General features: G+C 67.3%; 10 protein-coding genes. 9 read left to right on the top strand and 1 reads right to left on the bottom strand.

What is annotated here, in order from left to right; genetic code table 11:
- Positions 1-99: 99 nt before the first annotated feature.
- A complete protein-coding gene (locus VGN93_RS25540; protein WP_327509782.1) occupies positions 100-570 on the bottom strand; it encodes an STAS domain-containing protein in 471 nt (156 codons plus the stop codon).
- On the opposite strand from VGN93_RS25540, the gene VGN93_RS25535 reads away from it, so the two are divergent.
- From VGN93_RS25535 to tssM, 9 genes are all read left to right on the top strand, one after another.
- Positions 538-1,548 (top strand): ATP-binding protein, encoded by a 1,011-nt coding sequence (locus VGN93_RS25535; protein WP_327509781.1) that lies wholly within the window; start codon positions 538-540, stop codon positions 1,546-1,548. The genes VGN93_RS25540 and VGN93_RS25535 overlap by 33 nt on opposite strands.
- Entirely contained in the window at positions 1,545-1,925 is a 381-nt protein-coding gene (locus VGN93_RS25530; RefSeq protein ID WP_327509780.1) for a PAAR domain-containing protein, read from the top strand. Before VGN93_RS25535 ends, VGN93_RS25530 begins: the two co-directional genes overlap by 4 nt.
- A 1-nt stretch (position 1,926) precedes the next feature.
- Entirely contained in the window at positions 1,927-3,006 is a 1,080-nt protein-coding gene (locus VGN93_RS25525; protein ID WP_327509779.1) for a methyltransferase domain-containing protein, read from the top strand.
- Between the two features lie 70 nt (positions 3,007-3,076).
- Positions 3,077-3,823 (top strand): FHA domain-containing protein, encoded by a 747-nt coding sequence (locus tag VGN93_RS25520; protein WP_327509778.1) that lies wholly within the window; start codon positions 3,077-3,079, stop codon positions 3,821-3,823.
- Positions 3,820-4,377 carry a type VI secretion system lipoprotein TssJ gene (gene tssJ, locus VGN93_RS25515; protein WP_327509777.1) on the top strand — a complete coding sequence of 186 codons (558 nt, stop codon included), beginning with the start codon at positions 3,820-3,822 and terminating at the stop codon, positions 4,375-4,377. Before VGN93_RS25520 ends, tssJ begins: the two co-directional genes overlap by 4 nt.
- 76 nt (positions 4,378-4,453) lie before the next feature.
- The gene (tssK, locus tag VGN93_RS25510; RefSeq protein ID WP_327509776.1) at positions 4,454-5,785 is read left to right on the top strand and encodes a type VI secretion system baseplate subunit TssK; all 1,332 of its coding nucleotides are present in this window, start codon (positions 4,454-4,456) and stop codon (positions 5,783-5,785) included.
- 10 nt (positions 5,786-5,795) lie between these two features.
- Positions 5,796-7,238: a type IVB secretion system protein IcmH/DotU gene (gene icmH, locus VGN93_RS25505; RefSeq protein ID WP_327509775.1), complete on the top strand. Its 1,443-nt coding sequence runs from the start codon at positions 5,796-5,798 to the stop codon at positions 7,236-7,238.
- Entirely contained in the window at positions 7,235-9,013 is a 1,779-nt protein-coding gene (locus tag VGN93_RS25500; protein ID WP_327509774.1) for a type VI secretion protein IcmF/TssM N-terminal domain-containing protein, read from the top strand. The genes icmH and VGN93_RS25500 overlap by 4 nt, the downstream gene beginning before the upstream one ends.
- A complete protein-coding gene (tssM, locus tag VGN93_RS25495; RefSeq protein ID WP_327509773.1) occupies positions 9,010-12,525 on the top strand; it encodes a type VI secretion system membrane subunit TssM in 3,516 nt (1,171 codons plus the stop codon). The genes VGN93_RS25500 and tssM overlap by 4 nt, the downstream gene beginning before the upstream one ends.
- The last annotated feature ends 87 nt before the right edge of the window (positions 12,526-12,612 follow it).

Here is a 12,612-nt window from a genome sequence, read left to right as displayed (position 1 = left end):
GCACCAACGCAAAAAGATGACTAGAATCAATTCATATAGGCAAGATGACGGACAACTCTAATTCGGAGTTCCCGTAAAAGTCTACCACTCTGTCGTGCTTCAGCCGGAGAGTGCGGCATCCACGTTGGCATAGATTGGGAACAACCTTAAGAAACCACTCATTTCGAAGACCAGACGGATACGGCTGTTCAGTCCTGTCAGCGCCATGCGCCCCCCCGCGGCGCGCACTTTCTTTGCGGCGGAAAGAAAGGCGGAAAGCCCGGTGCTGCTGATATATTCCAGTCCGGCCAAGTCGATGATCAGGTTGACGTCTCCCCGTTCGATGATGGCGGAGAGGTGCCTGTCGAAAACCGGGGAGGTCTGGCTGTCTATCCGCCCGGTGGGCGCGACGACGAGGCTGTTTGCCTGCCGCGTCTCGGCGATGTTCATGATGATATTGACCTCGGGCTTCCTGTTGATCACTTTGTGGTGTGATGATTTCAGAAAGTTATACGACTTGCCAGAAGGTTTTTTGAAACGCTTTGGGGTGGCGACGTGATGGCGGTGTCGGATGACGGTCTTGTCGCGCATTTGCGTGCGGCGCTCTCGCCGCAGCGTTTCCCCGTCCGGCGCGAGGCCGAGGTGGAGGGCGGCGCCGGTGATGGGCGCGACGCGATCTCCTTTTACGATCACTATTGGCCGGCCCGCTCGGTGCTCGCCATCAGCACCGCCCGCGTCGCGGGAGGCGATGTCGATGCGGCGCTTCGCGCGACCGGCCTGCGCCAATTGTTGCGCGCGGTCGTGGCGACGACGCTGAGCGCCGGGCAAGCGCTGGAGGCGCTGGCGGCGCGCGTCGATACCGCCGGCCTCGATATCGGCCTGCTCGTTCTCGACGTTGTGTCCGGCAAGGTGTCCTATGCGGCGCGCGGCAAGGCGGCGGTGACGATCTCGGGCCGGACGAATGAGCGCGCAATGGTGTCCGGCGACATCGCCTGGCTTGCCGCCGGCGATATCGATTCGCCCGGAAAAGCCGCCGCGTCATCGGAAGGCATCGCCGGGCTCATCCGCGACGGCATCGACCGCAGCCGCTCGGGCGCTGCCTGCGCGCTGCTGTTCAAGACGCCGGGGCGCCTCGCGCAGGAGACGATTTTTTCCATCGGCAACAGCCATGGCGACATCCAGGTCGCGGCCGAAAAGGTGCGGCGCTTCCTGGAAATGCACGGCGTCGTCGAGGAGGACGTCACGCGCATCGATGTCGCGCTCGACGAAATCCTCACAAACGCCGTCAACTACGGTTTCGAGGACGGCGAGGCGCACGAGATCCTGCTGTCGCTGTCGATCGCCGCGGATCGCCTGGCGATCGAGGTGCAGGACGACGGGCGCCCCTTCGATCCGCTCGGCATCCCCGAGCCCGATCTCGACGCGGACCTCGAAAGCCGGCAGATCGGCGGGCTCGGCATGCATTTCGTCCGCACGCTGCTTGACAGGGTATCCTACAGCCGTCGTAATGGCTGGAACGTGCTGAGCCTGGAAAAACAGTTGGCCGGCAGGACGGATAGGGCATCATGAACGCCGCGCGCATGGGGGATTTGGTCAAGCAGGACGCGCCGCATTGCCATGCGCCGATCCATCCGGCCGCCCTCGTGCCGACGCCCGCGCCGCATCCGGCTTTGCCGTTGGCGATCATCGGCGGCCTGCCGACCGTGATGATCGGCAACATGCCCGCCGCAAGGGTCACGGACATGACCATTCTGTGCTCCCTGCCGGGCTGCGTTCCGGGCGGGCCGGGCATGATCAGCAAGGGGTCCGCGACGGTCCTGATCGGCAACCTGCCGGCGGCGCGCATCAACGACCTGACGCTGCACGCGGCCTGCGTCGCGCCCATCCCGAGCCCTGTGGGGAAAATCCTGCCGCCCGGATGCCCGACCGTGATGATCGGCGGCTGACATGCGCCTGTCCCATTTCGAGAAACTGCGGCCGGTCTGCCCCGTCTGCCGCCTGAACGGCCGGGATGCGCCGTTGGCGCTCAGCGTCGTCGAGGCGGAGGCGCAGGGCGATGTCGCCAGCGGCATCCTCGGCTGCCAGGCCTGCGGCTCCGAATTCCCGATCGTCGACGGCATGCCGATCATCGTACCGGAAGTGCGCCGCTTCGTGCAGGACAACATCTTCTACCTTCTGGCACGCAACGATCTCACACCCGCGGTCGAGAGCCTGCTGGGGGATGCGGCGGGGCCGGGCAGCGGCCTCGAATCGATCCGCCAGCACGTCTCCTCCTATGCGTGGGACCATTGGGGCGACCAGGATCCCGTGGCTTTTCCTCCGGTGCCGGGTGGCGGGGAGCCGGGGGCGGTGTCGCGCAACCTCGCGCAGGCGCTCGACATGCTGGGCGACGGATTGCCGGACGGTCCGGTGCTCGATATCGGCTGTGCTGCTGGGCGTACCGTCGTGGATGCCGCCGAACGGCTCGGCCGCGACGTGCTCGGCATCGACCTTTCCGTGCCGCTGGCGCGCACCGGCCGGCAGGCCGTGGTGGGTGGCGAAGTCAATTACGGCCTGCGCCGGATCGGCCTCGTCTATGACCGGCGCACCTATCCGCTCAGCCATCGGGCCGAGGGGCGCGGCGACGTCTGGCTCTGCGATGCGCTGGCGCTGCCGTTTTCCGCCGGCACCTTCGCGCTCGCCATCGGCATGAATGTCGTCGATTGCATGCGCGATCCGCGCGCAGGCCTCGTCGAGATCAGCCGGGTGCTAGCCGACGAGGGCAGCGCGGTGCTTTCCGTGCCCTTCGACTGGGCGGGGCAGGTGACGCCGGTGGAGGCCTGGCTTGGCGGCCATTCGCAGCGCTCCGGCCATGCCGGCAGCCCGGAGGCCATCCTCGACCTCCTGCTCTCCGAAGGGCCGCTCGCCGCCGGCAGCTTGCGCCGCACCGGTTCGGTCGGAGAAGCACCCTGGCATGTCCGGTTGCACGACCGATCCTGCATGTATTATTCCGCATATCTGGTAGTCGCTCGCAAGACGGTGGGGTAACATCCGGCCGAGCCAGCGATTCCGTGATTCCCTGCGAGGCGGGAAAGCGGATCGCCAGCGGGGGTAGGCCATGTTATTGCGACTCGTACTCAAAGGCCCGGAGCGCCTGACGGCCGGCCTGCGGGAAAAAACCGTCGAGACGGGAGCCCTCGTCATCGGCCGGTCGGACGATGCCGACTGGGTGCTGGCCGACCCTGAGCGCATCGTTTCCAAGCGGCATTGCCGGATCGAGCGGCAGGCCGGCGGCTTCCTGCTCACCGACATGTCCACCAATGGCGTTCTGGTCAACGGCGTGCCGCTCGGCCGTGAAGCCTCCCGCACGCTCGTCGACAAGGATGTGCTGACGCTCGGCGATGCGATCATCGCGATCGCGATTGAGACGGCAGCGCCGGATGTCGCACCGCTGCCCGTCGCGGACGATCCCTTCGCCGAGGGCCCGTTCGGCTTCGACGAGCAGGCCGCCGAGGCCGTGAAGGCAGCGATCCTGCCGGATACGGCGGCAGAGAATGCCCGGGACAAGGTTGCGGTCCTACAGGACTGGTGGATACCCACGGCTGACGGCCGGCATGGCGAGCCGAAACCTGTGGATATCTCCGGGGGCATGGGGAATGCCTCGATTGCGCGTACCAATGCGGCGGGCGAGGCGGTAGCCTCGACAGCCGATACTGGGACGAATTTCGCTGCGGAGGCCTTGGGGCTGGATGCGGCGGTGTTTGCTAAGGCTGTTGAAACGGCGATGTTGGTTTTGTCCGTAGAGGAAAAGCGTAGGTTCGAGGGGCGTTTGGTTGAACTTCTTCGCAAGGAGAAGTCAGGTTGACGATCGAACACTCTCCGGCGGGGCGGTGGTCGATCGGGATGCGCGCGGTTGTCTCGCGTCTCTTCGTCCTGTTGTGCCTGTGCCTGTTTGCGTTCGCGCTGCCCGGCTGCGGCCTCATGCCGAAGAAGCCGCCGCCGAAGGAGATCGAGATCAAGCCGGCGCCGGCGGAAGCCAGCATCGACGTCATCGCGGTCGCTTCGCCGCTGGTCAATCCGGGGCCGGACGGCCTGCCGCAGCCCGTCGTCATGCGGCTCTACCAGTTGAACGCCGAGACGGCCTTCGTCAATGCGAGCTTTCGCCAGCTCTGGGAGGCGGACGCGGAGACGCTCGGGCCGACCATGCTGGGCAAGACGGAACTCTATCTGGCGCCGGCGGAGGTGCAGCGGATAAAGGCCAATATGATCGAGGGCACGACGATCATCGCGGTGGTCGTCGGGTTCCGCAATTTCGAAGAGGCAAAGTGGCGGGCCATGGTCGGGCTTCCGGGCGACAAGAAATTCAAGCTCAAGGTGGACCTGAAGACGCTGTCCGTGGAGATGGGGCCGCAGGACTGAGACTGTTCGCAGAGAGGGGCAAGGTCGGTCGCGACGCGGGGATGGACCTGCGCCGCCGGCAGAGGGAAGGGTATGCATGTCGTTCGATGACAAGGTGATCTGGTCGGAGGGGATGTTTATCCGTGCCCAGCATTTCCAGCAGGAGGCTCGCCATTTCGAGCGTCAGCTGAGGGCCCGGACGAAAGCGCTCGTGCCGCATGGCTGGGGCCTGACGGAGCTGCGTCTGAACCGCGAGCTCCTGTCGATCGGGCAGTTCGCCGTCGAGCGCGCAGCCGGCGTCTTTGCCGATGGCACACCGTTTTCGTTGCCCGACGACAGCGTGCGCCTGCCGCCGCTGTTGCTCGGCGAAAACGTCCGCAATGCCGTGCTCTACCTCACCCTGCCGCTGACGGAGCCGGGCGGGCGCGAGGCGGCCGACTCGGAGGCCGAACTGACGACCCGCTATACGCTCGCCGAGATCGACGTGTCGGACGCCAACAGCGGCGACGTGTCGGCAGCCCCCATCAATGTCGGCAAGCTGCGCCTGCGCTATGCGCTCGATACCAGCGACCGCAGCGGCCTCGTCGGCATCGGGCTCGCGCGCATCGTCGAGGTGCGCAGCGACAATTCGGTCGTGCTCGACGAAAGCTACGTGCCGCCGGCGATGGATTGCGCCGTCTCGCCGATCCTGTCCGGCCTGCTCACCGAGATCGTCGGCCTGCTCAACCATCGCGGCGAGGCGATCGCCGCGCGCCTTGCCGGCACCAATGTCGGCACGGCCGCCGAAATCACCGACATGATGATGCTCCAGACCATCAACCGCTGGCAGCCGCTCTTCACCCATATGGCGTCGGCCACCTTCGTCCATCCCGAACGGCTCTTCACGTCGATGATCGGGCTTGCCGGCGAGCTTGCCACCTTCACCGCCGCCGGCCACCGGCCGCGCCCTTTCCCGGTCTACGACCACGAGCGCCTGCAACTGTCCTTCGCCCCCGTCGCCGCGGCTGTGCGCCAGGCACTGAGCGCGGTGCTGGAGCGCAGCGCCATCACCATTCCGCTCGTCGAGCATCGCTACGGCATCCGCGTCGCCGACGTTTCCGACCGCTCGATCTATTCGAAATATTCCTTCATCCTCGCCGCCAAGGCCGATATGCCGGCCGAAGCGCTGGTGCGACGGCTGGTCGGGCAGTTCAAGATCGGCGCGGCCGAGCAGATCACCGAGCTGGTCAATGCCGCGCTGCCGGGCATCATGCTGCGCGCGCTGCCGGTGGCGCCGCGCCAGATCCCCTATCATACGGGCAAGGCCTATTTCGAACTCGACCGTTCCAGCCCGATCTGGAAGCAGGTCGCGGCCGGCAACGGCCTCGCCATCCATGTCGCAGGCGACTTCCCGGCGCTTGAGCTCGACCTTTGGGCCGTGAAGGACTGAGGAGGCGGGCGTGAACGATCCATTTGCCGATTTTCCGAGTGCCGACGATACGATCCGCAGGCCGCTGGGCGGGCAGCCGTCGCGCCAGTCGACGACCTTCGGACAGGAAAGCCTGCCGCGCGGCGGCTTCGGCGGCGATGGCGGGTTTTTCGGCGGCCGTCCCGCCGCCGGCGAGAAGGACGATCTCGATTTCGGCCTGGATGCCTTGCCCGTCGAGCGCGCGCGCCATCGCGGCGATCCGGCAATCGAAAAGGCCTTCGAGCTTGCGGCGGTCAACCCGCTGGTCGGCGCGGCCTCGCCGTTGCTGTGGCTTGCCGGCCGGCTGAACGAGAGCGCGGCACCCGACGATATCGCCGAATTCCGCCGCCGGGTGCTCGAAGAGATCCGCAATTTCGAGACCGCGGCGATGGCGCGGGACACGCCGGACCGGCTGGTGCGCGTGTCGCGTTATGCGCTCTGCGCCGTCATCGACGACATCATCCTCAACACCCGCTGGGGTGCGACGACCGGATGGGCGAGCCAGAGCCTCGTTTCCATTCTCTATAACGAGACCTGGGGCGGCGAGCGCTTCTATGATCTGCTCCAGCAGCTCTTGCAGCAGCCGGAACAGAATATCGACGTGCTGGAACTGATGGCGATCTGCCTGTCGATCGGCTTCAGCGGAAAATATCGCGTGATGGACGGCGGGCAGGGGCAGTTCGCCCGGCTGCGGCAGGATCTCTACCGCGTGATCCGCCGGGTGCGCGGCCCCTATGAGCGCAACCTTTCACAGGTCTGGCAGAGTGCTGCGGCACCCCACCGCGCGCCGCGCAGCATGGCGGCCCCGTGGCTCGCGGCGCTGGTGCTGCTGGCGCTGCTTGCCGTCGTTTGGGCGTTCTCCTCGATCAGCCTGCGCTCCAGCATGGAGCAGACCGCCGCCGAGATCGCCGCGCTCGTCCCGGCCATCCCGCTTCTGGTGGAACAGGCCGGCATCCCGACCATTCCGGACCCCGTGCCGCCGGTGCGCAAGACGCAGGTCGAGCGGCTTTCGGAAGCGCTGGCGCCGGAAATCGCCGACGGCCGCGTCGAGGTCGCAAGCGTCGGCGAGCTGGTCGTCATCCGCATGCTGAAGGCGTCCTTCCCCTCGGGCGGCACCGACCTGTCGCTCGGCGAGGAGCCGTTGATCACCCGCATCGGCGATGCGCTGAACCCTGAAAGCGGCAAGATCGCCGTTGTCGGCCATACGGACAACACACCTGTCGGTGCCGGAAGCCCGCTCGGCGACAACATGGCGATCTCGCTCGCCCGTGCCCGCTCCGCCGCGCAGATGCTGCAACGCCATGTCGACGACCCCGCGCGGGTGAGCTTCGAGGGCCGTGGCGCGAACGACCCGCTGATCGCCAACAACAGCCGTGAGAACCGGGCGCGCAACCGCCGCGTCGAATTCCAGATCCCCGCGGAAAAGACCCCATGAGGCCGTGGCTGCTCTTCCTCTGGCTTCTCGGACTTGCGGCCGCGGCGGCCGCGAGCTGGTTCCTGGCGAAGCAGCCTCTCGTCGCCGATCCCGATCTCGGGCTGCTGCTGTCGCTTCTGCCGGTGGTCGTCTGGGCGCTGCTGCCGGTCCTCTTTTCGCGCCTGTTCTTCCGGCGCTCGACGCCGGAAACGCCGGCATTGCGCGATCTGCGCCGCCAGGTCGGGGCCTTTCTCGCCGATCGCGGCCTGAAAGGCCGGCGCGGGCGTTATTCGGTGCCGTTCTTCCTGATCGTCGGCCCGGCGGGCAGCGGCAAGACCTGCCTACTCGAAAGTGCCGAAATGCGCCTCGGCATGCCGAAGACCATCGGTCCGGCCAACTGGTGGGTCGGGCCGGATGCCGTCTTCGTCGAGGCGCAGGTGTCGGACGACGCCGGCGAACTCTTCCGGCTCTTGCGCGCCGTGCGGCCGAAACTCCCCGTCAACGGCATCATGCTGGTCGTCAGCCCGGCCGATCTCGTGCTGGCCGACCAGCTCGAACAGCGCATGACCGCCGAGACGATCGCCGCCTGGTTCCGCCAGGCCGACGAGATGCTCGACCAGACGCTGCCCGCCTATGTGCTCCTGTCGCGCACCGATCTCGTGCCCGGCTTCCAGGAAATCTTCGAGCGCATCGAGCCGGCCGACCGGGCACAGCCCTGGGGTTTCGCCCTGCCGCACGACGCCAGGGAGCCGAAGACCGTCGACGCGCTGCATGCGGAAATCGACGCCGGTTTCGGCGACATGGTCGAGACCATGCGCAAGCGCCATATCGAACTGTTGTCGAAGGAGTCCGACGCGATCCGCAGCAGCCATATCCACGGCTTTTCCGCGCAGATCGCCGCCATCCAGCGCATCGTCATGCCGCTCATCGACGCGATGACGCCGATGGGCAACGGCACCTGGCGGGGCGTGCTGCTGCGCGGCGTCTTCATGACGAGCGCGCGCCAGGAAACGCTGTCGATCGACGCCCTGCTGCCGGAACTGTCGCGCCGTTTCGCCATGCCGCGCAGCGGCATGCTGCCGCCCGATCTTGGCGTCGACGACGAACTGAACCACAGCTATTTCATCAGTGGCGCGGTGAAGAAGGCGATCCTGCCGGAAGCAGGCCTGGTGCTGAAGGACCGGCAGGGCGCCTCACGTTCGGCCCTCTACTGGCTGCCGATCGCCGCGACCGTCATCGCCTGCGCGGCCGGCGGCTATGTGCTGTTCTCGACCTTCGACAACGAGATCCGCCTGCGCCGGCAGGTGCAGGAGGCGATCGGCGACGCCGCACCGCTGAAGGGGCCGCTGCGCCGGGCCGACGTGCCGGTGCTGCTTTCCGCCCTGCAACGGCTCGATGCCGTCGGCGTGATGCTCGACGGCCAGCGCCCGGTTCCCGCCTATGCCGTCTGGCTCGACAAGCGGGCGATGCTCAGCGACGGCATTGCGGACGCGAAACGCGCCGTGCGGGCCAATGCGCTGCTGCCGGAGATCGCCGCCTGGCTTCAGGCCGATCTCGTCGACGATGGCAACGACACGGCCGCCCTCAACGATCTGATCGCCGTTGCCGAAAACCCGGCATCGCCGCAGCTCAAGACCTGGCTCGAAAAGCGTGCGCCGACGATTGCCGGCGACCGTGACGGCGAATTCGTCGCCCGCGCGCTGGAGGCGATCGACGAGGCCGGCGGGCTGGTCCTTGATCGTGCCTATGTCGATGCGGCGCGCAGGCGCATCGCCTATCGGGAAAGCCTGACGTGAGCGTGCGGGCGAGATTGCGGAAATTCGGGCGCACCTTGCGCCGCCCCAGCGTCATCCTGACGGTCGTCGTCCTGCTTCTGGCGCTTCTCATCTGGTTCATCGGCCCGCTGATCGCCTTCGGCGAGGTGCGCCCGCTCGGATCTGCTGCCGCCCGTCTCACGCTGCTCCTGCTGCTGGCGCTCGCCTGGGGCGGCCTCGGCTTCCTGATGCGCACTAGGCGCAGCAGCGAGGAGGCGGCGCTGATCGCGGCTTTGCGCAAGCAGGAGGAAGAGGCCGCGGACCGGACGGACCGCAACCGGGCGGCGGTCGACGCCGAGATTTCCGCCTTCCGCGACGCCGCAGGCCGGGCGATGAGCCTTCTCCGGCGCGGCCACGGCGATCTCTTCGTCAGCGCGCGGTATGCGCTGCCCTGGTACATGCTGCTCGGCGCGGACGGTGCCGGCAAGACGTCGCTGGTGCGCGCCAGCGGCCTGACGCTGCCCTTTGAGAGCGACGGCGCGGTGGAGGCCCCCTCCGCCCGTTTCCACATCAGCGACCAGGCCGTGCTGGTGGAGTTTTCCGGCCGGCTCACCGGCAGCGAGGCGCCCGAGGCGCGTCAGCTCTGGCAGCAGGCGCTGCAACACATCCGACACCTGCGCTCGCGCCAGCCCGTCAACGGCATCGTCGTGGCGGTCAGCGTCGATGAATTGCTGGCCATGCTGCCGGAACAGGCAGTCGCCTATGCCACGGCCATCCGCCAGCGGCTTGACGAGGCGGTCCAGCATCTGCGCGCCAATGCGCCGGTCTATATCGTCGTCACCAAGCTCGACCGGGTCGTCGGCTTCGAGGAGATTTTCGAGGACCTGACGACGGAGGAGCGTGCGGCCGCCTTCGGCATCCCGATCGCGCCGGATCTCGGCGGCGATGCGCGCGGCCCCGCCGAAGCGCTCGACCGGGGTTTTGCCGGTCTCGTCGAACGCATCGCGCAGCGCCAGTTCGTCTGCCTGCAGGAGGAGCCGGACGAGCTGCGCCGCCGCCGCACCTTCGAATTCCCCGCGCAATTCGCCCTGCTGCGCGAGCGCATCCAGCCCTTCGTGCAGCAGCTCGCCACGCTGCACCGTTTTGGCGCGGCGACGAACATGCGCGGTGTCTTCTTCATCTCCTGCCGCCAGACCGGCGACAATGTCGATGCGCTGGCCGGCTCGCTCGCCCCTCTGTTCGGCCGCAGCCCCGCCACGCTCGCACTCGCGCCGGATCCGGGCGCGCGGCGTGTCCGGCCGTTCTTCCTCTTCGGCCTGCTGCGCAAGGTCATCCTGCCGGAGGCCGATCTCGGCGGCCTGACGCGGCCGGCGCTGGTGGCCGCCCGGTTCAAGGATCTGGCGATCAACGCATTGCTCTGCATCGCCGCCTTCACCGTGCTCGCCTTCTGGTGGCTCGGCTTCAGCGACGGGCGCGCCTATGTGGCCAGTGTCACCGACCAGACGACGGCGGCGCGCGGGCGCATCGCCGAGGCGGTGCCGGCCGGCAACCTCTCGACACGCTTCGAGCCGGTGCTTGCGGTGCTCGACCGGCTGGCGACCCTCGCCAAGGAGGAGCCGCGCGGCGCGACCTTCGGCCTCTATAGTCCGTCCTCCGTGCAGGGCGAGGCGCGTAAGGCCTATGACAAGGCGCTCGCCAACCTGTTCTTCCCCTTCGTCTGGCAATATCTGCGCCAGGGCCTGGCGAACCAGCAGACACCTGCGGCGCTCCGCTTCACCCAGCTAAAATTCTACCTGATGTTGACCGGCGAGCGACCGCCCGGCCGCGAGACGGCCGCACTTCTCGGCCCCGACTTCGCGGCGAACTGGATGCTCTACGACCGCAGCGACGCGGTGGACCAGCGCATCGCGGATCATTTCTCCGAACTCGCGTCGGTCGCCATCCCAACGCCCTCGGCAGACGGCGCGCTTATCGAAAACGCGCGCGCGCGCATCACCGACTACAGCGTCGCGCGGCTCGCCTACGACATGGCCGAGACCTACCCGGCGGTGAAGGGGATGGCGATGTGGCGGCCGGTCGACCATATGGGGCTGGCCGGCCCCGAGGCGCTGGCGCGTGTAAGCGGCGCGAGCTTCTTCGACGGCATCGAGGGGATTTACACGAAGAACGGTTTCGGCGTGATGATGCGCGCCTCGGGCGATGCGGCGCTCGCGCTCGCCGCCGATCTCTGGGTGATGGGCAAGCCCGATACCGCGCTCGACCGCGAGCGTGAGGCCGGCCGCATCCGCGATGGCCTCGCCGATCTCTACCGCGTCAATTACATGAGCCGCTGGGACAGCCTGCTCGCCGATCTCGGCATTGCCGGCGAGACCGATCCGCGGCGCCTCGCAGATGCAGTGGCGATCGTCGCCGGCAACCCGTCGCCTGCCAAGGAACTCTTCGTCGCTATCGCCGCCGAGGTGGACCTAACGGACCTCACGTCGAGTGCGGCGGGCGCGATCGAAGCCATGGTCGCCGAGCAACTGACGCAGGTGACGAAGACCGTCCGGGCACCCCGCCGCGTCGTCAACGTGCCGCAGTCGGTGACCGATCATTTCAAGGTCTTTCGCGATGCGGTCGTCGCGAAAGCCGAAGGACAACAGACGCCCGTCGACGACATGCTGGCGGCGCTGGAGCCGCTCTACCGCCAGCTCAATCATGTCGCAGCTGGAGGCGACGTGCTGGAACTCGGAACCGAGCCGCAGACGTTGCTCAGCCAGCTGACCGACCGCAACGGCAAGCTGCCGCCGAGCGTCCAGCCCTTCTTCGCCCGCATCCTCAGCCAGGTCGGAGCGGTGACGGGGGGAAGTTCGCGCGAGCGGCTGGCGGAAATCTGGACCTCCACGGTGCTGCCGCTCTGCACCGCGACGACGATCGGCCGCTATCCCTTCGACACGGAGAGCATCAACGATGCCTCGCTCGACGATTTCGCCCGGCTCTTCGGGCCGCAGGGCGCCATTGCAGGTTTCCGCAACGACTATCTGAAGCCCTATATCGACCGGACGACGAAACCCTGGCGCTGGAAGGCCGGCCAGCAATTCGGCCTCGGTTTTCCCGATGCTGTGCTTGCGGCCTTCGAGAAGGCGGACGATATCGAGACGGTCTTCTTCGCCGGGCAGGAGAAGCCGAATGTCGATTTCACCGTCGAGGTCGGCAAGCTCGACGCGACCGCGCGGGCCTTCCTGCTGGATGTCGGCGGCAAGGTGGCGAGCTACAGCCACGGCCCGCCGGCGGGCACGCAATATCTCTGGCCGCCGGAAAACCTCGTGGCAGGCGCCTCCATGTCGATGACGCCCGAGGTCGCCGGCCAGCGCAACATCCTGACGGAGCAGGGCGCCTGGGCGCTCTTCCGGCTTTTCGACCAGGGCCGCAAGGTCGACAAGAACCCGACGGACGTCGTGACCTACCAGTTCCGCGTCGGCAACCGGGCCGTTCTCATGCGGCTGACCGCGCCCGCGACCCGCAATCCGTTCGCCCGGGACACGCTGTCCGATTTCACGTGCCCAACCCTATGACGAGGCCCCGACGGTTCCTTGACAGGGTGAGAAGGAGTACGCCAATGTCCGTGCAACCGCCGGTACACAGTTTCGAATCGACAAGGC

Origin of the sequence: Shinella sp. (genome assembly GCF_035998705.1) — a bacterium.
Taxonomy (GTDB): Bacteria; Pseudomonadota; Alphaproteobacteria; order Rhizobiales; family Rhizobiaceae; genus Shinella.
Note: the sequence above shows the minus strand (reverse complement) of the source record. Positions and strands in the feature narration are given on the sequence as shown.

Coding starts and splice junctions, on each gene's coding strand:
- tssK (WP_327509776.1), top strand. CDS start 4,454: ATGTCGTTCGATGACAAGGTGATCTGGTCGGAGGGGATGTTTATCCGT.
- VGN93_RS25535 (WP_327509781.1), top strand. CDS start 538: ATGGCGGTGTCGGATGACGGTCTTGTCGCGCATTTGCGTGCGGCGCTC.
- VGN93_RS25520 (WP_327509778.1), top strand. CDS start 3,077: ATGTTATTGCGACTCGTACTCAAAGGCCCGGAGCGCCTGACGGCCGGC.
- VGN93_RS25540 (WP_327509782.1), bottom strand. CDS start 570: ATGCGCGACAAGACCGTCATCCGACACCGCCATCACGTCGCCACCCCA.
- VGN93_RS25530 (WP_327509780.1), top strand. CDS start 1,545: ATGAACGCCGCGCGCATGGGGGATTTGGTCAAGCAGGACGCGCCGCAT.
- VGN93_RS25525 (WP_327509779.1), top strand. CDS start 1,927: ATGCGCCTGTCCCATTTCGAGAAACTGCGGCCGGTCTGCCCCGTCTGC.
- VGN93_RS25500 (WP_327509774.1), top strand. CDS start 7,235: ATGAGGCCGTGGCTGCTCTTCCTCTGGCTTCTCGGACTTGCGGCCGCG.